Below are 22,587 nucleotides of genomic sequence, written 5' to 3'. Positions count from 1 at the left end.
GTGTTCTTTTTGCTTTTATGCAATTCATCTCCCACCTGTAGAGGAAGGAGAATTCTTGCTATATATTATGTTAAAATATGATTTAACACCTTTCACCGGCTTTTTAACTGTTACTTTACATGTAAGTTTTTTCTTTCCGTATTTGGCGGTGATGACAGCTGTTCCCTTCTTTCTCGCCTTTACAACTCCGGTCTTGGAAACCGTTGCCACACTCTTTTTACTGCTTGTCCAGGTGATTTTCCTTTTGATTCCCTTTGCCTTTAACTTATAACTTTTACCTACATTCAAGGTAATGCTTTTCCTGTTCAGCGCTGCTGCCTTGGCTGAAACCGGCATGGCCAGCATACTCACCAGCATGCCAAGAAGCAGTACTATTGACATTTTTTTGAATCTCTTCATTTCTCTTTCCCCCATAATGATATACTATATTTTTTGCCTGAATCAGGCATTCATTTCTATTATAAATATTAACATTTTCAAACACAATTACCCTGCTGCATAGTATCGTAATTCGTCTTGCAGGAGGTGCCTCATGAACCAGCGGCCTGATTTTGCTGCACATCTTTGCACTCCTGCCGGAAACTATTCATCTGCATATTATTGAAAAGCTGCCTTAGCTGTATCTACAGGATGCTCCGCTTTATTGTCAATGTCTGTATCATTTCCTGAGAATATGCTTCCTGCAAAATCAAGCACTTCTGTTCCCGGCAGATTGTTGATACAGACAGCCGTTCCGTTATCAGTAAACGTATTATTTAAATAGTTTGGAGCAGAACCATAAGAAGTGCTGCTGTTAAATTTCAATGCTGTTATATTATTTGTAAAAGTACAATCCATTGCATTGACCCATGCCCCATTTTGTGCAAACGCTGCAGTATCCCATCCGTCAAAGCTGCACTGGGAAAGAAGTACCAGACAATACGCATTCAGACCGGTTCCTGAATTTCCAGCAAAATGTACGCCGGATATATCAGCATAATTTCCATTCATTCCTCTCATACTTACGGTTCCGGTAAAGGTAGTGGTGATGTCCTCTTCTGTGCTTCCATAAATCCCCCATACATGATCTCCGAAAACAATATCTCCATCATAGGTCACTGCCGGAAGATGAAGATATACTGTGGTATCTGATGGCACCTCTTCCTCAATGGAAGCCAACAGCGCCTTTAATTGATCGGTTGTTTCCATCGGGGTATCCTCGAAATAATAAGTAACTGCTTTCTGCTTTTCCAATGTAAGCTTTGTACGTAGGGAAATCGTATCTCCGTTTTCCATAGTCAGCATCCATTCAATGTCATTGGTGCCGCTGTCCGCATGAAAAAGGATATCCGATACATATGCTGCATCTGGAAAGCTTTCATTATGAGTTGGTTCCACAAACTCCATCTTCTGAGAATTTTCATAAGGCTTTGTATTTACCTGGCAGGACTTAACCTTTTGTGTAAATTCTTCCCATGCCAGCTTCCCGGTTTTCTGATCAAGAACATACAGCTGACAAGGCAGGGCACTGTCCATCCCCTCAGACAGTGTATCGGTACGCTCTCCCTGTGCATGTCCTGTCACACCATCTTCCTGGGAAAAAGTCAGCAGAACCTTATATGACTTATCTTTATCCTGATAAACGATCTGCGCGCCGCCTTCGTATTTTTGGGGCTTGTGATGCATTAAAAAAACAGTCCCCACAACTGCACTCAGAATCAGAATGGTCAGAATGATCAACGCTTTCTTCTTCCATCGTCTGGGTGGTTTTATCTCCTTTTTTTCTGCCTGAACTGCTGTACAATGCGGACAAAAGGATGCTTCATCTGGTATCAGCTGTCCGCATTTTATACACTTTTTACTCATTGATTTTCCCTCTTGTTATTTATAAAATCTCCATCAGATGAAGAATACTTTTGTATCTTTTTTCCGGACTGACCATTGTACATTTTTGTACGATCCTTCCCATTCTGCCACCAGCAAGCTTTCGTGATGGATGCTCTCCGGTAAGCATAATATTAAGCAAAATGCCCAGCGCATAAATATCTGCACGCCCATCAGATTGTGACAGACCATACTGTTCAGGTGCTGCATATCCGGTAGTGCCAAGGATCTGTGTGTCTTCCCGGTTATTGTTTTTATAGATCCTGGAAGCATCAAAATCAATGAGAACTGCTTCTTTTCCACGTATGATAATGTTCTCTGGTTTTACATCCCTGTGTACTACACCCATAGAATGGAGCACCCACAAAGCCGAACATAATTGCCTGGTGATCTGTCTTGCCTCTCTGCTTGTAAGAAGGCCTCCTTCCAGAAGTTCCCCCAGATTATCTCCCTGTACATACTCCTCCAAAAGAGCTGTCCTGCCCTCCTTCTCACCAACTTCCATAATCTGCGGCAAATTGGGACAGTATATGGCAAGAAGCCTTCGATATACCTCACTATTTCCTGAAAAATGCTTAAAAACATACAGAGTGCCACTGCTTTTGTGACGCACAAGAGAAACTTCCCGTTGTTCACTTTTTTTAAAAAATCTGATAGTATCATATTCATAATGGACTGCTTCCAGAAGATTGTCATAAAGATTCATTGTTTCCATCCCTGTCACTATGCCATGTGCATATATTTCTGTTACTATTCCATGTGCATATTGTTTTTTTTATCAATTTATTGTACATTTAAAGTTATATGTATTGTTAAAAGAATTGTAACTTATAATAAAATTATTGTAAAGGTACGGACAATGAAAAAAAGAACCACAGATCATTTGCAGCAAGAGCTTATGGATTCACCAGATCTGGCACGTTTTCTGACTAAGAATGAGAATTTATTTGTGAATAAAAGTATCGCTGAATTATTAAACCAGCTGTTTGAAAAGAAAAATATTTCAAAGGCTGCACTTGCCAAACAATCAGGAATGAGTGAGATTTATTTGCACCAGATTTTTGCAGGCCGCAGAAATCCCTCCAGGAACCGTCTTTTATGCCTGTGTTACGGTCTGGGTGCAAGCATAGAGGAAGCCCAGGAGCTGTTGAAGCTGTGCGGCATGGCTCAGCTTTATCCAAAACTGAAACGGGATGCGATCATTTATTATGGGCTGCAACATGGTCTTGGGCTTTTTGAGATCAATGATAAATTGTTTGATGAAAATGAGGAAACCTTGTTCTGATTTCATATCCTGAAATCACAGGGATGCAGGAATGAAAAGCGCAGAAGAGCGTGGCTCTTATTTGCAGTTCATTAAGATATTTTTTACATCAGGTACCTGAAGCTTTACATAAGCTCTTGAGACGATTCCGCTGGTCCTTACTGCTTCCGCTGCCATCTCATCAAATTTTTCTTCTAATACTCCTGCTTCTGAAAGAGTGGAAGGCATTGCAAGGGACCGATTGAACTGTCTGACCTTTTCAATCCCAAGCCTGGCTGCTTTTCTGTCATCAGCTTCCCCTACTCCGAATACTTCTCTTGCAAATCTTGCAAATCGAGGTGCTGTCTTATCAGACAAAACATATTCCATCCACACAAGTGTCAGTATGGCAAGCCCGACTCCATGTGTGATGTCATAATAAGCACTAAGCACATGCTCAATGGGATGAACGCTCCAGGCTCCACCTTTTCCTACAGTAAGCAGATGATTTAACCCGATTGTTGATGCCCACATCAGATTAGATCTGGCCTCATAATTTTCCGGCTCATCCATTGCTTTGCGTGCATATTTCACCACGGTTTTCATTACTGCCTCGCTGAGCACATCTGTAATATAGGCCTCATCATTTGGCTGGAAATACTGCTCCATTACGTAGGAAAGAATAATGACTGCTCCGGAATTCATTTCAGAACCGGTAGCACATATTGTAAGAACCACTGCAACAGGCAGCGCTCCTGCCACAAGACTTCTGTCCTTAACCAGATCCCAGGGCTGGCCATCATAACAGGCTGATGCTGCGATATGTTTAGATGTATCGATGGTACTTCCACCTCCCACAGCCAATATGACCTGTATCCCCTTTTCTTTGCAGATCGCAGTTCCCTTTTCCACAGAGGTAAGCTTTGGATTAGGTTCTATCCCGGGCAGTTCTGACACTTCAAAATCCTTAAGAAGCTCCCGGATCTTGTCATAAAGGCCACTCCTTTTAATGCTCCCGCCACCAATATACAAGCAAAACCTTCTTTCCGTATTTTGCCAGTTCTTCAGGCAGACACTGTATCTGATCCTTACCAAATCTGATATCTGTTGGGATATGAAATGTGAAATTATTCATTCTGATCTCCTTCTTTATCCTGCATCTATTTCTTCAAAATCACAAAACAGTTAAATCTTTGCCTTATACCGGTCATAATGTAAGGCCTGGATATCCACATCTGTTTTTCCTGTGACAATAAGCTTTGCAAGCTGTTCTCCCACTGCCGGTGCAATACCAAAACCATGGCCGTTAAAAGCACAAGCCACGTACAATCCTGGGATTTCATCCACTGTTCCAAGGGATGGGGCGCCATCTGAGGAAGCATCCATCCAGCCTGCCCAGGTCCTTACGATCTTGGCATTGGCAAGATCCGGAAATTACTTCATGATTCCACGGCAGATACAAGGTGCTGTTTTGGATGAATTTACCGGTGTTCCGTTATCCTTATTATACCTCTCCAGGCCGGAAGAACCGCCAAATACAAAGGAGACATGCTTTGTCTGATGTCCATAAAAGTCTGCCTCTGCAGTACCCCCACAGCTTCTCTTGGGACCATTCATGGATGTGATTTAATCAATTCCGTACTCTTCACAAAGCTTTTGACGGAACACAGGATCATCAAGCGCCCGCTTCAAATCTTCAATACGATTATCCTTTAGCAGGGATCTTGTAAGCTTCTGCTCGCGCTGTATCCCGGCAGACACTCCCTCTGCTCTTCCTTCTGCTCTTCCTTTTTCCTCTATGCCAAGAATCCCTTTACAAACATTCACCTTTTCTCCTTGGTAAGTCATATGGTTGAACACATCCGCAAAGACCTTTGTGTCTTCCATGTACTCTTTTGTGATGACTGAACCATGTCCCCTAATCAATTCCGTACTCTTCACAAAGCTTTTGGCGAAACGCAGGATCATCAAGTGCCCGTTTCAAATCATCAAGCCGATTATCTCTTAACAGGGATCTTGTAAGCTTCTGCTCGCGCTGTATCCCGGCAGACACTCCCTCTGCTCTTCCTTCTGCTCTTCCTTCTTCTCTTCCAGCTGCTCTTCCCTTTTCCTCTATGCCAAGTATCCCTTTACAAACATTCACCTTTTCTCCCCTGGCTTCCTTTTCTATCTTCATTCCCGTCATCTCCTCCATCACTCGAACAGCTTTTCTGTCCACAGTTGCAAATGCAGCGTTCGCTTTCACAAGCCTTTCCAGTTTTTCTGCATCTTCAGAATACTTAATGAACTGCATCACTTCCCGAAAATTAGAGGTAAAGTGCTCCAGCTCCTCTTCGCTCATTTCCCCTGGTGCAATTAGATTGATTCGATAATCCGGAACCAATGACAAAATCTTTTCATCCTGCACTACCAGCATCTCATGGAGAGACCTTGGTGCCTCCCAGTTATCTGCTCCAAAATACACCACAACGGTTATGATTGGAAGCAATCTGTCTTCCTTGTAAAAGCCTGAAAGGAACTCTGCCGGATCCGGTTTCTTCTCCTTTGGATTCTTCTTCCGCAATGCCTCTCTGTGGGAAGACTCCGCTTTCTGTACCTGTGTCGCATATTCCAGAGAATCATAAACCATGTTTTTCACTGGCATTGCGTAATGAACATTTGACTGGTTTTCCACTCCCAGGAGCAGATACACCGCATTTTCATCCTCCATCGCACACAGAATCTTGAACACATCCCGGTATTTCTGATAAGGCACCTCCGCCCCGTCAGCTCCATAAGGGATCACCACACTGGCCGTATCCAGTTCCTTTAAATTCTTAGGGTCAATGACCTTTTCTCCTTGGTAAATCATATGGTTGAACACATCCGCAAAGACCACTGTGTCTTCCATGTACTCTTTTGTGATGATATCCTTTCTTCCCATGGATTCACCACCTTCTATGATTTGTTTTTCAGAAGAGCTTATGTAAATCAAAATCTCTTATGATATATATAGGATAACATACTGTTTCCTGTTCCGAAAGAAAAATATACGGAAAATGTATGAAATCCATTTCATAAGTTTTTAATAGTATTTTTAGAAAATCCCCCATTGACAGATCAGAAATCTAGGAATGCGTACCTTTTATCTATTTCCATTTAATTGAATACATTCCTGAAACAGATGGTTTCTTCCTCACAACCTTCAGATAATAGGTCCCTGGCTCCAGGCTGTGCTCATATTTATCCCCCATCCAGTCCGTATATGTAGTATCATAACTCCACATATAGGAATCTTTTGTACGAATTCCCGGTCCTATCAGATATATCCACATTGCTCCTGTACCATACGAAGTAAAACTCAGCTTGATCTTCTTTCTCTTTGTCAGCTTCAGCTTATACCAATGCGTTTTTTTCTCATTCTGATAGAAAAAGCAAGAAACGCTTTTCCCAGCTTTTACAGGCTTCGCTCTATTTTTTGAAGTTGCAGGCTTCCGGGAACAATATTTGTAATCCAGATGAAGTTTGTATCCATCAAATCCAATATATCTGAGATAATAAGTTCCAGGCTTTACCAGAAAATAAGAATAATCCCAATAACCATGCTTATCCTCTTTTTCACTTTCACTGTAATCTTTGATATTCATGATCACTTTCTTGTCACTATTACAAAGTGCAAAGTCCCCATGCATTTTATCAGCCCAATATGATCCTGCGAAATAGTAAGAGTCTCCATAAATCTCAATCAGTGCTGTTTTGGACACTGAAAATTTATGATATACCACATAATCCTCTATATTAGAATAATCAGCCATATCTTCCCCATTGAAGAAATACTTTCCTTCTGCAATTTTCTGCATATCAACAGTTTTGTTAAATGCATATGCATGGGCTGTAAATGGCATAAAAACAAGCATTGCAAACAGTACCAGCAATGAACATCCTATTTTTTTGAAATATATTTTCATAACCCCTCACTCCATTCTGATTCCTTAAAACCGGTAAGGACAATATCACCATACACGATCACCGGAAGCACTGCGTTCGCAGCCAACAACTTCAGCTGTGCATCTTCAAACATCTCCTTTTACGGAAATTCCAATATATTAACACAGTTTTTTGCTCATACGTTCGCACTTATATTTTCCATATCTGTTTTTAGCTTATTCAACTTTTGCTCTGAATCTTCAAGAGAATCTCCTCGAACTCCGAAATAGAATTTAATTTTAGGCTCTGTTCCTGAAGGTCGTACACAACACCATGCCTGATTCTCCAACTCATAGTACATTACATTTGATTTTGGAAGATTTAACACCTGTTCTTTTCCATCCGCCAAATCTTTTCTCTTTCCTTCCAAATAATCTCTGACTGCTAGAACTTTAAAATCTCCCATTTTCTTTGGTGGCTCTTTTCGGAATCCTTCCATAATTTTACCTATCTTTTCCGCACCATCAATTCCCTTCAATGTAATTGTAGCAAGCCCTTCTCTGTAATATCCATATTTCTCATACATATCCACCATCGCATCCCACAGTGTTTTTCCCTGAGTTCTGTAATAAGCAGCAACTTCGCACAGCATCATGACAGCCACACAAGCATCCTTATCTCGTGCATAGGTTCCCGCCAGACATCCATAACTTTCTTCCAGGCCAAAAACGTAATTATAAGAACCGGTTTCCTCGAAAATACGAATCTGCTCACCAATATACTTGAATCCAGTAAGCACTTCTATAAGTGCAACATGGTATTCCTCTGCAATTGCCTTTGCCATATCTGTAGTAACAATCGTTTCTACTAACGCAGCCTTTTCCGGTAATGTTCCCATTCTTGTACGTTCTCTTAAAATATACTCAGCGATTAACATTCCGGACATATTTCCGGTAAAGCTTACATATCGTCCTGTTTTTGCGTCTTTTGCATAAACACCCAACCGATCCGCATCAGGGTCTGTAGCAAGAATAATATCTGCATCCTTTTCTTCTGCCAGAGCAAGTGCAAGTGTCCAGGCTTTCTCATCCTCTGGATTAGGATAAGCAACTGTTGGGAATGTTCCATCCGGATACTTCTGCTCTTCAACCACATAAACATGTTTGAATCCCAGTTCCTTCAATACCCGGCGTACAGGGACATTGCCAGTACCGTGAAGAGGGGTATAAACAATTTTCATATCCCCTGCGCTTTCTCTGATCATCTCCGGATGAACACTTTGTTTTTTTAATTCTTCCAAATAGAAATCATCAAAATCCGTGCCTATTACATGAAAGAATCCCTTAACCCTGGCATCATCCTCTTCCATAGTTTTTACCATGGAAAACTCTGTCACCTTTCCAATTTCTTTCATAATGTTTTTATCATGAGGCGGTGTGATCTGCGCGCCATCCTCCCAATACACCTTATATCCATTATATTCCCGTGGATTATGGCTTGCTGTGATCACAATCCCTGCAATACATCCCAATTTGCGTACTGCAAAAGAAAGTTCAGGTGTTGGCCTCAGACTTTCAAACAAATATGTATTTATTCCATTTGCATTTAAACATTTTGCTGCTTCTCTGGCAAATTCCGGAGACATGAGCCTTGAGTCATGAGCAATGGCAACCCCTTTCTCCTGTCCGTTTTGCTGAATAATATAATTCGCAAATCCCTGAGTTGCCAGACGAACAGTATATATATTCATTCGATTTGTTCCTGCACCAATAACGCCACGAAGTCCACCTGTTCCAAACTCCAACTGACGATAAAATCGATCCTGAATTTCATTTTCCTGATCTGCTATTTTCTTTAATTCATTTCTGGTACTCTCATCAAAATAACTGTCTGTACACCATTTTTTATAAAGTTCTTTGTAATCCATTTTTATTTACCTCTTTCACTCACTATCTCCAGCATGTACGAACATACAACCTACAAACTGGTCACAATACATTCACAGGCTCCCTGAATTTCTATTTTTCTTTTTCCGGCATGAATAAAAAAACTGTCCCCAGGCTTAAAATATAAGGTTTCTGATTCTGTTCCTATTTTCCCTTTGCCTTTCAGTACCACAATGGATAAAAAAGATGCTTCATTGCCTTGAATTTCGGCCTGCTCATCAGTCATATATAAAACACTTGTAAAATATTTACATTCACACAGTTTTTTCTGTTTGTAACCATTCTGCGAAGTCTCTGAAAAATGCATATTTTCTAAATCTATTTTTTCGGTTTTCGCTACATGGATTGCTTTATCTAAATGTAATTCTCGTAAATTCCCATATTTATCTCTTCGTCCATAATCATATAAACGATAGGTGCAATTAGAATTCTGCTGAATTTCACAAATCAATACCCCTGCTCCAATAGCATGAATCGTTCCGGATTTTACAAAAAAGGTATCTCCCGGTTTCACCATCACTTTGTTTAGCACTTCCGTAATGGTATTATTCAAAGCTCTTTGCCGTAATTCCTCTTGAGATACATCTCTCTTAAGCCCAAAATAAATAAAGGAATCCGGTTCACAATCCAGAATATACCACATCTCATTCTTACCATATTCATTTTCATTAAGAAGTGCAAAATCATCATCCGGATGTACCTGAACAGATAACTGATTTTTCGCATCAATAAACTTAATCAGCAATGGAAATTTTTCAAACGCATGACACTTCCATCCCAATGCTTCTTCTCCAATCAGATGAAGATATTCCTGAAAAAGCATTCCTTTATGTATGCCTGATGCCACCCGGCTCTGTCCGGCCTCATGAGCCGATAATTCCCAGCTTTCTGCAATGATCTGATAATCACATTCCTTGCCATATACATCTCGAAGTTTGGTTCCACCCCACAGATAATCTTTAAATGCAGGTTCCAAACGTATAATATTCTCACCACTATCCCGTGGAATCACAGCTTCTCCAGCCTTCTCCGTATCTTCTTCAATTACCTGGCTGCCAAAGGACACCTCCATCACAATCAGAGTCTCCGCAGAATGATTTGATAAAGTGTGATACTCTCCAGCCGGAATCAAAATGCTGCTGTAAAGAGGAAGAACCCTGGTACAATCTTTTAACTGGACAGTAGCCTCTCCCTGTACAACAGACCATTGTTCACTCCGATACAAATGTCTGTGTGTCGTCAGCGTCTTTCCAGGATAAACATATACTTTTTTTACTTTATAATTTAAAGTATAATTAAGTATTTCATATTTTCCCCAGGGTCTATAAACCGTCCTGTTCTTTTCAAAATAGCTTTTATATTCCGGATATTTTCTCATGATAGGTTTAATCATAGATGTACTGCCCGGACCTGCTATATAACACGCATCCTCTGTATTAATGACCATTATATCTTTAATATTATTCGCAACCACTAACTGACGGTCTGTCTGATTAATGATTCTTACATTTTCACAATTTTCGCAGATTGTGTTTTGTGGCTTTTCATCCCTTACATATGCAGACAAAACATCCAGGTTTCCTATATCCCACCAGTGAAAAGATGCCTTCACTACACTGACACAGTCAGATTTTTCAAAAACAGCTTTTTCCAATGAACTTTGTTCTATCGCTTTCATCAACTCCAAAGACAGAGTACTGATATTTCTGTCCATTTTAAAGGACTGTCTTATTTTTTCACATTCCGTATATACATTCGGCGCAGTTTTCTTTAATTCATTTAAAAAGTCTCCAGCACAAAATAGAAAATTCCCGCTATTCCACAGATATTCACCACTTTTGTAATATGCCTGTGCAAGCTTTGCATCTGGTTTCTCTTTAAATTCCAGTACATCATCTTGATGATTCCTGATATAGCCATATCCGGTATAGGGAAACAGAACTTCCATGCCAAATGTAACCAGTTTCCCATCCCTAGCAAGGGCACAGCCCTGCATAACTGCCTCTTTGTAATTGCTTCCCTGAATAACCTGATCTGCAGATACCACATAAACCAATTCTGAAGGATTCAGTTTCATACATACAAGAGCTGTAACAGGACAGGTTTTTCTTCCCTCTTCTTCTAAGATACACCTGTATTTCAATCCCTGAAACTCCTTCATCTGACCTTCAACAATAAAATAGTAATCTGTTGTGGTAGCAATCAAAAATTCATCACAAAAGGGAATATTCCTGGCAATCGTTTCTTGGAACAAAGAATGATTATTCTTTATTCTGATAAATTGTTTCGGATATTCCTCTCTGGATAACGGCCAGAGACTGTTCCCTTTTCCACCCGCTAATACTAGGCATTTCATTTGTTTTACTCCTCACTCCTTAACCGGTTTCTCCAATAATCCACAGTTTCTTCCAATGTACAACTTAACGGAATTTTCCTCTTCCATCCGGTACAATCAACCAGTTTTGTAACATCAGCTTCTATGATAGGTACATCCACTGGTCTCATTTTCGCAGGATCCTGTTTCACTGCAATTTTTTCGGATGAAAGTTTCAATATTGCATCCAGAATATTTTCTATAGAAACAGCTTTTCCGCTTCCTACGTTATATGTCTCGCCCTTTTTCCCATGTTTGATCAACAGGCTATATGCTTTAACAACATCACGTACATCTGTAAAATCTCTTTTTGCACTCAGATTTCCCACGTAGATTACGGGTTCTGATTTTCCTGCTTCAATTTCTGCCACTTGTTTACAAAAATCAGCTACAACAAACATCGGACTCTGGTTCGGCCCAATATGATTAAATGCCCTTACAGACATGATGTCCATATTATATGCCTGGGAGTATATTTTCCCGATTAAATTCTGGCATACCTTAGTTGCTGCATAAATGTTTCCCGGACGTACCTTATTATCTTCATCAATTGGGATCTCATCAGGCAAAACATGCCCATATTCCTCACCTGATCCGATCAGAAGAATCCTTGGCTGATAATCAAGCATTCTTACTGCATCCAGCACATTTACGCTTCCCTTTATATTCACATCAATTGTTAGTTCTGGATTCTTCCAGGACACAAAAACAGAGCTTTGTGCTGCTAAATGGAAGATATAATCTGGTCTGTAATCTTTTAATAAAGCATATATAGCCTGTTTTTCCAGTATATTCAAGTCAAACACCTCTACTCCCGGAATCTGGCACACTTCCTGTGGCATTTTTGTAACCGCAGTCTCATATCCATCTATGTCTACAAGCTGTCTTGCCAGATAATTCCCGACAAAACCTGCTCCCCCTATAATCAATGCTCTTTTCATTCTTTTCTCCACATTCGATCTGTCATAAGACAAAATACGGGCGCATAACGGACGAACACTGTTTTCACAGGTTCATCCATATAATCGCCCGGATTATTATTTATAATGCATTTACTTTTATCTCTTTTTCTACAAGTTCCAGGTCATTCTTAACCATACGCTCTACAAGTTCTGAAAAAGAAATTTCTCTTGTCCAGCCTAATTTTATCTCAGCCTTTTCCGGATTTCCCAAAAGTACATCTACTTCTGCCGGGCGGAAAAAGTTCTTATTTACTTTAACAACAACTTTACCATTTGATTTATTCTTACCTACCTCGTCAATTCCCTTTCCCTGCCATTCGATCTCGATTCCTACATGTCTGAACGCAGTCTCAACAAATTCACGCACAGTTCTTGTCTCGTTCGTTGCAATCACATAATCATCTGGTGCGTCCTGCTGAAGCATTAGCCACATTGCATTTACATAATCTTTGGAATGTCCCCAATCTCGTTTAGAGTCCATGTTTCCCAGTTCTACGTATTCCTGAACTCCTAATTTTATTCTGGCAACTGCATCTGTAATTTTTCTTGTCACAAATTCTTTTCCACGCCGTTCGCTTTCATGATTGAACAGAATACCGCTGCAAGCAAACATATTGTAGCTTTCCCTGTAGTTCTTGGTAATCCAGTGTCCATATAATTTTGCTACTCCATAAGGGCTACGTGGATAAAATGGTGTTTTTTCTGTTTGAGGCATTTCTTGTACAAGTCCGAACATTTCAGATGTAGAGGCCTGGTAAAAATGCGCTTCTGGCTTAACAATACGAATGGCTTCCAGCATATTTGTAACACCCAAAGCATCAATATTTGCAGTTGCAAGTGGCTGTTCCCAACTGGTTGCCACAAAAGACTGTGCGGCAAGATTGTAGACTTCATCTGCCTGTGAAATCCTCATAGCAGTGATCAGTGAAATAGGATCTGTCATGTCCGCATAAATAAAATGGATTTTTTCTTTGATATGCTCCACATTTCCATAATCCACTACGCTTTTTCGACGCATAATCCCATAAACTTCATATCCTTTTTCTAACAGCAGTTCTGCCAGATATGAACCATCCTGTCCTGTAATTCCGGTTATCAGTGCTTTCTTCATGTTTTTTCTCCTTCTGTGATCCTTATAAGTATTCACCTCTGTTGCATATTTTCAAATTTTCAAGTACCTTTTTCACATTTCCTACATTTTTCTTTGTGCATATTAATGTAGCATCATGTGTATCCACAATAACGGTATCCTTCATACCTACCACTGCGATCAGCTTTTTTTCTCCCTGTATAATGCAGTCCTGTGTATCAATCGTAATAATATTTCCGTCAACCACATTTCCTGCCTCATTTTTTCTCTTGATCCTTCCCACCGCCAACCAAGAGCCAACATCATCCCAGCCAAATGTTCCCGGAAGAATATAAATATTTTCCGCCTTTTCCATGATGCCATAATCAATGGAAATAGACTGCATTTCTTTATATGCCTTTTCAAGGATCCTCTCTTCATCTACAGTTCCCACGGATTTTTCAATTTTCAGAAGAGAATTGTACATTTCTGGAAGGTATTTTTGAAGATTATCCAATATAACTGATGCTTTCCATGTAAACATGCCACTGTTCCACAGATACTCCTCTGTAGCTAAATACTCCTCTGCTACCTTCAATGTTGGCTTTTCCACAAAACGATCTACCTGATAAGCTCTTCCCTGCAAACTTGCAGGATTGAATTTAATATATCCATAACCTGTTTCCGGATAATCAGGTGTAATCCCGATTGTAACCAGATTTGCACCGCTTTCCGCTAACTCAAATGCATCTTTTAAGGTTGCACGAAACATATCTGTAAATTTTATCAAATGGTCAGATGGCAGAACAGTCATAACCGCATCTCCATATTTCTGTCGGATGTATACAGCTCCAAGTCCAATACACGGTGCAGTACTCCGACCTGCCGGTTCACACAGAATATTTTGTACCGGGAGCTCCGGCAGCTGTTCTTTAACCAGTTCTTTATAATCTGTATTCGTTACAATAAAAATGTCATCAATATCAATCAAAGGCAAAATACGCTCTACCGTCAATTGAATCATTGTTTTTCCGTCATCTGTCAATGATAAAAACTGTTTGGGTAAACTTTTTCTGCTCTTCGGCCAAAAGCGTTCCCCTCGCCCTCCAGCCATAATCAATGCTGTTTTTTTCATGATCCGATATCCTTCCCTCTGAAATTAATCTATAACCAAATAGTCCTCAATAATCCGAATGGTTATTTTTTTATCACATGTTTTAACCGGATTCCTGTCAAATACACAAGTGTCTTAATGTAGCTGATAATAAATTTCATTAGCTGTCTTTTAGACTCTCCATACAATCTCTTGCTAAAGCTAATCGGCGTTTCTCCAATTTTAAGCTTTTTATTATTGAGTCTCAATTTCAACAGCACTTCCTGTAAAACATCATAGTTATTGCACTTTAAAGTTACTTTTTTCAATTGTTTTGTATCGTACATCCTATAGTCTGTAGAAATATCCTTAGCTTTAATCCCCAGGAATATCCTGAATGTTGTATTCAATATTTTTGACATTACCTGAGATGATTGGCTATCATTGGTAACGCCACCTTTAACGTAACGTGAACCAATAACCACATCACATTTATTCTGCACAAACATCTTATATATATCTACAATATATCTGGGAGGATGAGAACCATCACTGTCCATGATCAGAAATTTATCCTTGGAAGCATATTTGATACCTGTTCGGAATGCTCCACCAAAATACGGTTCTTCCTGATTAACGTACCTCACTCCGTACTGTTTACAGACTTTCGGTGTATCATCCAGTACCTTCTCTGTATCAATTACCAGAATTTCATAATCTTCCTTACATCTTTCCACATATTTCTTAATCTCGGGAAGCAGCACTTTTAAATTTTCAGCTTCCTTATATGCCAGTAAAACAACACTAATTCCCATTTTCTCTCCCTCATATACAAGCATTATTTTTAAATGCCCAGAATTTATTTAAAATAAAATTCAACGGAACGTTGATCAATAAATTAATGATCGGTGCAACCACTTTTGAAATTCCCAGATACTGTACCCATAAAATTGATAAAATCGTATTCAAAAATATACCAGTGAATGCATAAGAAGCATATGTTTTCAACAACATTCTTACCCACGACACATCTTTATCGTCTACTTCAAAAACAAACTTCTTATTCCAGTAGAAAGACCAAAGTACACTCAAAAGAAATCCAATAAACTGTGCAATCAGATAGTCATTATGCTTAAATATTCCTGCATTTTGAAATATCAACAACGAAGCAATGTATATCCCATATGACACCACGGAATTACTGACTCCCACAAGTCCAAATTTAACAAACTGCAGAAAATTCTCCCAGGTTTCTTTTTCCATTTTTATATGTAAAATCTTAACAAAAATAAAATGCAATATCTTTTCTATAAAGTTCCAAAATGAACCTAATACTTTTTCCATTTTATCTACCTGCTTGTCTTCTTTCGTAACTTAACCCACATAGAAATATAATACCAGAAAAAACATTGTTATACAATATGTAAGTGCCGTCCTTAGATATACCAATCCTCTTCCCATATACACATCCTTATAATCGTCAGCCTGTTTCATCTTTAATATATCTCTTGTCATATTAAAGAGATAACATATAATCACAGCACCAAAAGCAGACAACAGTACCTGCTGCAGATTATTAACATGTGCAATCATTTCCTTTACAGTAACGCCCTCATACTCATGGCCGGTCAATGCAGGAAGTATTCCATAATTGATCATATAATTGTCTGCATTCTTATCAAATGTATTAAATCCAACTCCCAGATATAAAAGGCTTATCCCCAACTCACAATATATTGTACTTTGTCTTTTTGTACTGATTCCAAGCCCTAATACACTGAATGGAACCATAATTGCAAGCCACTGGGGATGCCACCCTACCAAAAGCATCAGACTTCCATAACAGATCACCGGTATCAATATCACATACTTCCAAATATCCTGTTCATTCATTTTTTTATCAAAACACCATACGCAAAGAGCCACCATAATAAGAACTAAAAATGCATACATTCCCATTCCGCCATTGACTCCTGCATAAAACAGTCTCTTAGTAAATCCATAAAACGTTTCCAGCTGCTCTTTTGTGTAAGAATACCCAAAATCTCTTCCAAACAAAACACCATATATACCTGAACAAGCAATTCCTACCACCAGATATTTTATAATGTGCCAGAATCGTTTTTCCACCAGTAAGATCATAGGTATGAACATTAGTATAGGAAAACTTTTCAGCATGATGGCTACAGACATTAATACAGAAAACCACATATACTCATGTTTCAGGTATTTTCTCACAGCCCATAAAACAATAACAATGTAGAATATGTCCAGCTGGACAAACCCGACTGTAGCAAAAAGCAGAATTGGGGACGCTATATATAAATATGCCGTTCTTTTGGCCTGCGATCGGTCAAGCCCCATATCACCTGCTATTTTATACACAAGATATGCAGAATAAACCACCAGACAAATCACAAAAAAGTCAAAATATAAAACACTGAATACATCTGAAATTTCAATTCCAAAAAGACTTCTTACCAGAAAAAGTGGGAGCATACATATGGCCAATACTATATATAATCCTATATTATAATTTGCACCATTGACAATTGTTGTTTTTCCAAAATATCCCCCATCCAGCGCTTTATTTAAAACGTATGAATAAAATTCTCCTGGTTTTCCGCTCCGAATCAGATGCAGAAGATCCTCAGAGTGTTTAATGGTAATCTCCATATCTCCATACTGGGAAAAAACAAGCCATGAAGCTACGATTGCAAAAACCACAAATAAAACATCCAGTTTCTCTATACTTCTATATTCTTTCTGAAGCACACATTGGTAAAACATTAAACTCACCAGCGCGGCTATAATCAAAATGAACACCAAAAACAGACTTTTCCCGGCAGCACCATCATTTACAAAGCCCACCTGTGAAAAACACAATTTCTCTTCATCAAGTGTGCCATTAATAAATAACCAGCCACCATTCGAATCCGGTGTTTTATAAATGGCAATCCTACTTCTCTCTCCCGTCAACATACAATCTAATGTAAATGAATATTCATGTTCATTGTTCAAATTTATAATCTGAGGAAAAACAAATTCTTCATATTCATTGTCTATAAAATATTTCAAATCCTTTTCAACAGACCCAAGTTCCCTGTTTTCCGTATCATCCCTAAGAATCACTTTTACAGTTCCTTGATTAATCTGACCATAAGTACCAAATTTTATTTTTATCTTTTTCAATCTTGAAAGCTTATTCGGAAGAACCTGAGTGATCTCCATTTCAGATCCGGTTACTTCCATGGACTGCATATCCATCGAATCTGTTGATTTTTCCTCACTGCAGAGCAAATCCATTTTATCTACAACACAGGGCAGAATTTTATATACGCATATTGCAGCCAAAATTCCTAGTATTAAATAGAAAAATACATTATTTTTTAATTTTTTCATGTTCTCTCCATCACAATAAAACAGCAGCTATAAAGTCATTGCCGTTTTTTGCAAAAACAAAATTCATTTCCCTTTGTTTACATACGGACTTAATAAAAATTCACGCAATGACTCTTAGCTGCCTTTTGTTAATTTCAGTTTTTCATAGCTTCCATCAGATATGCCAGTTTTACCCGTTCCTCTTCTTTCACATAATCCTTTGATTTTTTCTTAACCAGAGGATCCCCCAGCAGAACAAATGATGTTGGTTTCTCATAGGGAATGGAATAATTATTCAGATACTGATTTATATAAAGGCTTTCTTTTATAAACGGCGCATAACTAAATCCAGCATCATGGAGCAGTTTAGTAAATTGAGATTCACAATTACCCACCACATCTATATAATTCTCATAGACAGGCATGCCTTCCCAGAACTCCCAGAACGCTTCACTGTTGACCACATTTTTCTTGTATACAGTGAAATAACTCTGTAAATGTTCCGGTATACATTCTTTATGAATGTATGTACCATCAGACAGATATGGAAATAGTGTAATTCCCCAGAAATCCACATTTTCGGATTCCATTGTTTCAAAAACATAATTCATGTCATATAGTGGAGCATAACAACTATTATTGAAAAGAACAAGTTCATCATACTCGCCAACTTTTTCTTTTCCTAATGCACACAACACATACTTCCATGCGCCAAAATCCATCCCTATATTGTCTCGTTTCATTATATCAGACGCATAGGGTTTTGCCTTGTCCAGTTCCTGTTGTGTCAGATCACAGTTTGTAACAAATACAATATCCTGCAGTATTCCTTTGTACGCTTTCAGGGTTTCTAAATCCTCGCTACTGATGATGTTTGTCTTATCATAGTGGACAAAAATTCCCAAGCGTTTCTTCCCTGGCATGTTTTTTACATGACGGAAATTATTATAGACTTTTTTGTAAGTAAAGCCTTTCTTTTCTGCAACATAAACCCATGACCTTTCGATCTGGTGAGCAATCGTAGCATTTACCTGTCCACTTTCCTGTGGAAAATCGCTTTGTCTAATACCAGCCGTAAACATTGGTAAAATAGCTTCTACCCTTGCCCAGAACATATTTCCAACTGGAAATACCGGATCCTGGGGAAGGCTTTCTGTTTCACAACCTATTCTCGTCAACAGGGCTTGAACACCTTCAAGATTTCCTCCCCATTCTGCCTGTAATTCAAGAACAGGGAATGTTTCCGGCATAATGATTCCAACCTTGGAATTCTTTTCAAAAACATTAAACAATGTCTGTAAATACTCAGATCCACCAAACAAATGCCTGAAAATGTATTTTCTCCACTCATTACCATATTCACCTGTCTTAGTTTTCTTGGAGTGAATATGACACACATAATCATATTTCTGAATAACAGGAGTCATCTGAACTATGAAAGGAGCTACATCCCGTCCTCGGTTTTCCAACACCATAACCTGGAATTTCTCACATTTGCATCTATCTCTAAGCGCTTTTTCGATAACTGCCTTTTTTTCTTCTGTGTCAGTTGATACATAACAATCAAATGCTCCTGGAATATAATTCATATTCTGAATCGTTTCTTCCAGAGTCTCCAGATAAAACATATGTGCATGCACAGCAATCTTTTTATCTAAAACCTGCACTTCTGCCTTCTCAGATTTCTCATCCAGGATACACAGATCATCATAGAATGGCAACTGATATAAAGCCTTGGAAACAGTATTAATGTTGGAATACCCATATTTTTCATCCGGCTCCAGGTATGTTCCCTCACCCCATTCATTCCATGCATTGACAAAGATGAATCTCTCCTCTTCATCAAAATCTTTTCTCGCTTTCTTAGCAATAGCTAATACCCATTTGTATAAGCTGCGAAGCGAAAATGCATAGTACGTAAACCACTCATTCTTTCGTCTTGCTGCATTATCCCAAGCTAGCATACAGCTGTGATGAATCGGAACAGAAACTTTCTTGTCTTCTTCTAATTTCTTCACCTGGTAATCTACCAGTCTCTGATAATTGAAAATAAAGGCTGCCTTTCCTTTCAGATCCAGATCTCGTACAGCAATGGAATCCAGCCACATATTATGTGGTGGGAATTCCACTTCTGCATCAATACAATCTGTAATATTAAGCAGATCCGCATTATTATTTGCAGTCTGACAGGTCCAGATCAAAATCTCTCCAATTCCTGCCTTTCTGGCACATTCTCGCCATTTTGCAAAACTCTTGTGACAATCTGGGATCTGTCCCGGATTATAAACCATGACCAACGGTTTTCCATTGATCCTGATATATCTGGAGTCATCAATATATTTCTTCATATCCAGAATAAACTGCTCGTCATCCTTATCACTATATTCCTGTGCAATCAGGATGTTCTTATTTTTCCCATCCCAGGCTCTGGTCCAATTCTCATTTGCCCAGCATAAGCAAAACGGAAGATCAATCTCCGGATGCTTCAACAGCATGTCTACCGGTTTTTCCATTAAACGCTTACCAGAAAACCAATAATAATAAAAACAGAAACCGTAAATTCCATGCTCTTTCGCCAGCTGTGCCTGTTTTGCCAATACAGAAACATTTTCCAGGCTATAATATCCAATATCCTTATGTGGCACCCTGGGTTGATAATGTCCCACAAACCTAGAATCGCCTCTTTTTACATTCGTCCATTCTGTAAAGCCTTTTCCCCACCACTCATCATTTTCAGGAAATGTATGATACTGTGGAAGATAAAAAGCCAGCATTTTTACATCAGGCTGTCCTTTGAAAACTTTATTTTCCTCATATACAGAATCATATGCACTGTATCCATCCTTATTATTGTTGGATCGGCTCTCAGTCATCAATCCTGCATCATTTGAATTTCTGGTTCTATCAATAAATCTGGCACAGGCATGACATACTTCTCTTGGCCCTTTAGTAAACAATATCTTAATAGCTTCCAGGGCACATTGAGTAAAGTATGTCTTCTGCATTAGACTATAACACACATTTCCCATATAACGAAATGGTGCTGTCAGTTTCCAACTGATAGAACTACGAATCTTTTCCAGTTCATTCTCTTTTGCAGCTGCCACCTCTCTTAATGTGGCATTCAGATTATTTAGTGAATCAATCTGATCATTTAATTTTTGTATTTCTTCCTCATAATTCTGCAGTTCATTCCGCATTTTGTTCTCCTAACTATTTCAAACCTCTCATTAACAACTATTTATATTCCCTTATTTTTTGCAACAATTGCCCATGTATTAAATTTCAGGAAGTAAAACGGATGATTGTTTTCAAATTCTTTATAGTACGTACCATATTTCAGTATTTCGTCTGGTTCATACCATTTATGCCCATTATAAATGGTTGTATCAAATCCCAATTCATTGAAAACCTCAGCCATATCTGCACTTCCCCATTTATTTCTCATTGGAAGTCCGTTCCAGTTTGTATCATGCTTTGTTTTCTTATCAAGCTCTGTCTTTTCTCCATCATAAACCTGTAAGGTTAATAAAAGCACCCCTTCTGAGGATAAGTGTTCTTTTAATTTTCCGATGATCTCTCTGGTATTTTCTGTACAGATAAACAGATCCTCCAGACAGATCAGATCCAGATCATCTGGCATGTCCTCATACAATTCTTCAGACTCTAAAGCCTTACACTTATCACTATAGTCTCCATCCATTTGATAGTAATTTTCAAATTGTGTAAAAAAGGCTGTTACTGGCCCCCAGTTAGCCGAAGTATAAATTTTCTTTTTTTCAAATAATTCTTTATGATCAGACAAAGAAGCATTTTCCAGTCCAAACACTTCTTTCAAATATAGCTTCATCATATCAGCAGTTCTGATAGACGCACCACAGCAGGAGCATACTGCTTCCGTTTTGTATGTCATTCCAGGCTCATCCCGGAACTGTGCATCACTTCCACAAATGCTGCATTTCTCTTCTGCAACGATCTGATACTTTTTATACTGGGCATTATCTCCTTTATTTTGAATGTTCCTGTATGCATTACAAACATCAAATGTGTTTCCCAGCATCAGCTGTTTGCCTTTTTCAATCCATAAAGCTCTGTTGCACAGACTTTCAATCTGGTCAATACTATGGGATACCAGCAAAACAGTTGTTCCACCTTCCATCAATTCCCGTATCCTTGCCTCACATTTCTGCTGAAACAAAAAATCTCCAACTGCCAGAATCTCATCTGCAATAAGAATATCCGGTTTTACTGCAGTAGCAATTGCGAATGCAATTCTCGCAGTCATACCTGAAGAATAATTCTTTAACGGCATATCAAGAAATGCCCATAATTCTGCAAAATCCACAATAGATTTGAACTGCTGATCAATAAATTCTTTGCTATATCCAAGCAGTGCACCATTCAGATAAATGTTTTCCCGACCAGTTAGTTCTCCGTCAAAGCCGGCACCTAACTCGATCAATGGAGCCATTTTTCCCTGTGTCGAAATCTTTCCGCTTGTAGGCTCCAAAACACCAGCGATCATTTTAAGTAATGTAGACTTTCCGCTACCATTAGTTCCAACAATGCCGAATACCTCACCTTTTTTCACTTCAAAAGATACAGAATCAACTGCCACAAAATCTTTATAAAAAAGCTGATGAGACAATGCTTTTGCAATATAATCTCTCAAACTGTCAACTTTCTCTGCAGACATATTAAAATGCATAGATACATTTTCAACTTTTATTGCACATTCTTCATTCATAAA

The 22,587-nt window shown here is 38.8% G+C and carries 20 protein-coding genes and 1 pseudogene; 1 reads left to right on the top strand and 20 read right to left on the bottom strand.

All coding sequences use genetic code 11. From position 1 onward, the window contains the following. Window positions 1-24 precede the first annotated feature (24 nt). The 3 genes from AB5916_RS12135 to AB5916_RS12125 form a co-directional block, all read right to left on the bottom strand. The gene (locus AB5916_RS12135) at window positions 25-381 is read right to left on the bottom strand and encodes an Ig domain-containing protein (protein WP_368191102.1); all 357 of its coding nucleotides are present in this window, start codon (window positions 379-381) and stop codon (window positions 25-27) included. 216 nt (window positions 382-597) lie between these two features. After that, a complete protein-coding gene (locus AB5916_RS12130) occupies window positions 598-1,845 on the bottom strand; it encodes a zinc ribbon domain-containing protein (RefSeq protein WP_368191099.1) in 1,248 nt (415 codons plus the stop codon). A 19-nt stretch (window positions 1,846-1,864) separates the two neighbouring features. Continuing rightward, window positions 1,865-2,578 carry a serine/threonine protein kinase gene (locus AB5916_RS12125; protein WP_368191098.1) on the bottom strand — a complete coding sequence of 238 codons (714 nt, stop codon included), beginning with the start codon at window positions 2,576-2,578 and terminating at the stop codon, window positions 1,865-1,867. Between the two features lie 144 nt (window positions 2,579-2,722). Here AB5916_RS12125 and AB5916_RS12120 point away from each other — a divergent pair, with 144 nt between their 5' ends. After that, entirely contained in the window at window positions 2,723-3,148 is a 426-nt protein-coding gene (locus tag AB5916_RS12120; RefSeq protein ID WP_368191097.1) for a helix-turn-helix domain-containing protein, read from the top strand. Window positions 3,149-3,205: 57 nt separating this feature from the next. On the opposite strand, the gene AB5916_RS12115 is transcribed toward AB5916_RS12120, so the two are convergent. The 17 genes and pseudogenes from AB5916_RS12115 to AB5916_RS12035 all read right to left on the bottom strand — a co-directional run bounded on the left by AB5916_RS12115 (window position 3,206) and on the right by AB5916_RS12035 (window position 22,584). After that, window positions 3,206-4,138 carry an iron-containing alcohol dehydrogenase gene (locus AB5916_RS12115; protein ID WP_368191094.1) on the bottom strand — a complete coding sequence of 311 codons (933 nt, stop codon included), beginning with the start codon at window positions 4,136-4,138 and terminating at the stop codon, window positions 3,206-3,208. Next, complete coding sequence (locus AB5916_RS12110) at window positions 4,113-4,241, bottom strand: hypothetical protein (RefSeq protein WP_368191092.1); 129 nt, start codon at window positions 4,239-4,241, stop codon at window positions 4,113-4,115. The genes AB5916_RS12115 and AB5916_RS12110 overlap by 26 nt, the downstream gene beginning before the upstream one ends. Window positions 4,242-4,291: 50 nt before the next feature. Next, a pseudogene (locus tag AB5916_RS12105) lies at window positions 4,292-4,528 on the bottom strand (NAD(P)/FAD-dependent oxidoreductase); the annotation flags it as partial. Between the two features lie 12 nt (window positions 4,529-4,540). After that, complete coding sequence (locus AB5916_RS12100) at window positions 4,541-4,723, bottom strand: hypothetical protein (protein ID WP_368191090.1); 183 nt, start codon at window positions 4,721-4,723, stop codon at window positions 4,541-4,543. A 9-nt stretch (window positions 4,724-4,732) separates the two neighbouring features. Next, on the bottom strand, window positions 4,733-5,047 hold the full coding sequence (locus AB5916_RS12095) for a hypothetical protein (protein ID WP_368191089.1): 315 nt from the start codon (window positions 5,045-5,047) through the stop codon (window positions 4,733-4,735). Then, the gene (locus AB5916_RS12090; protein WP_368191087.1) at window positions 5,025-6,029 is read right to left on the bottom strand and encodes an Rpn family recombination-promoting nuclease/putative transposase; all 1,005 of its coding nucleotides are present in this window, start codon (window positions 6,027-6,029) and stop codon (window positions 5,025-5,027) included. Before AB5916_RS12090 ends, AB5916_RS12095 begins: the two co-directional genes overlap by 23 nt. Before the next feature lie 205 nt (window positions 6,030-6,234). After that, entirely contained in the window at window positions 6,235-7,053 is an 819-nt protein-coding gene (locus tag AB5916_RS12085) for a hypothetical protein (protein WP_368191086.1), read from the bottom strand. Window positions 7,054-7,208: 155 nt separating this feature from the next. Beyond that, entirely contained in the window at window positions 7,209-8,939 is a 1,731-nt protein-coding gene (locus AB5916_RS12080; protein ID WP_368191084.1) for a phospho-sugar mutase, read from the bottom strand. 50 nt (window positions 8,940-8,989) lie between these two features. Further along, the gene (locus AB5916_RS12075; protein ID WP_368191082.1) at window positions 8,990-11,314 is read right to left on the bottom strand and encodes a type I phosphomannose isomerase catalytic subunit; all 2,325 of its coding nucleotides are present in this window, start codon (window positions 11,312-11,314) and stop codon (window positions 8,990-8,992) included. Window positions 11,315-11,319: 5 nt separating this feature from the next. After that, on the bottom strand, window positions 11,320-12,273 hold the full coding sequence (locus AB5916_RS12070; protein WP_368191080.1) for a GDP-mannose 4,6-dehydratase: 954 nt from the start codon (window positions 12,271-12,273) through the stop codon (window positions 11,320-11,322). 100 nt (window positions 12,274-12,373) lie between these two features. Beyond that, window positions 12,374-13,405 (bottom strand): GDP-mannose 4,6-dehydratase, encoded by a 1,032-nt coding sequence (gene gmd, locus AB5916_RS12065; RefSeq protein WP_368191078.1) that lies wholly within the window; start codon window positions 13,403-13,405, stop codon window positions 12,374-12,376. Window positions 13,406-13,427: 22 nt separating this feature from the next. Beyond that, window positions 13,428-14,498, bottom strand: coding sequence for a mannose-1-phosphate guanylyltransferase (locus AB5916_RS12060; protein WP_368191076.1), 1,071 nt, complete (start codon window positions 14,496-14,498; stop codon window positions 13,428-13,430). A 62-nt stretch (window positions 14,499-14,560) separates the two neighbouring features. Beyond that, on the bottom strand, window positions 14,561-15,271 hold the full coding sequence (locus AB5916_RS12055; RefSeq protein ID WP_368191074.1) for a glycosyltransferase: 711 nt from the start codon (window positions 15,269-15,271) through the stop codon (window positions 14,561-14,563). Between the two features lie 10 nt (window positions 15,272-15,281). Continuing rightward, entirely contained in the window at window positions 15,282-15,800 is a 519-nt protein-coding gene (locus AB5916_RS12050; RefSeq protein WP_368191073.1) for a GtrA family protein, read from the bottom strand. A gap of 30 nt (window positions 15,801-15,830) precedes the next feature. Next, on the bottom strand, window positions 15,831-17,858 hold the full coding sequence (locus tag AB5916_RS12045) for a glycosyltransferase 87 family protein (RefSeq protein ID WP_368191071.1): 2,028 nt from the start codon (window positions 17,856-17,858) through the stop codon (window positions 15,831-15,833). A gap of 134 nt (window positions 17,859-17,992) precedes the next feature. Continuing rightward, on the bottom strand, window positions 17,993-21,037 hold the full coding sequence (locus tag AB5916_RS12040; RefSeq protein WP_368191069.1) for a glycoside hydrolase family 99-like domain-containing protein: 3,045 nt from the start codon (window positions 21,035-21,037) through the stop codon (window positions 17,993-17,995). Between the two features lie 41 nt (window positions 21,038-21,078). Beyond that, window positions 21,079-22,584, bottom strand: coding sequence for an ABC transporter ATP-binding protein (locus tag AB5916_RS12035; RefSeq protein WP_368191068.1), 1,506 nt, complete (start codon window positions 22,582-22,584; stop codon window positions 21,079-21,081). Between the last annotated feature and the right edge of the window lie 3 nt (window positions 22,585-22,587).

The sequence above is a fragment of the Blautia sp. 1033sp1_1033st1_G9_1033SCRN_220408 genome (assembly GCF_040929965.1).
In the GTDB taxonomy this organism is placed as follows: Bacteria; Bacillota; Clostridia; order Lachnospirales; family Lachnospiraceae; genus Blautia_A; species Blautia_A ammoniilytica.
This window is presented reverse-complemented; position numbering and strand designations above follow the sequence as displayed.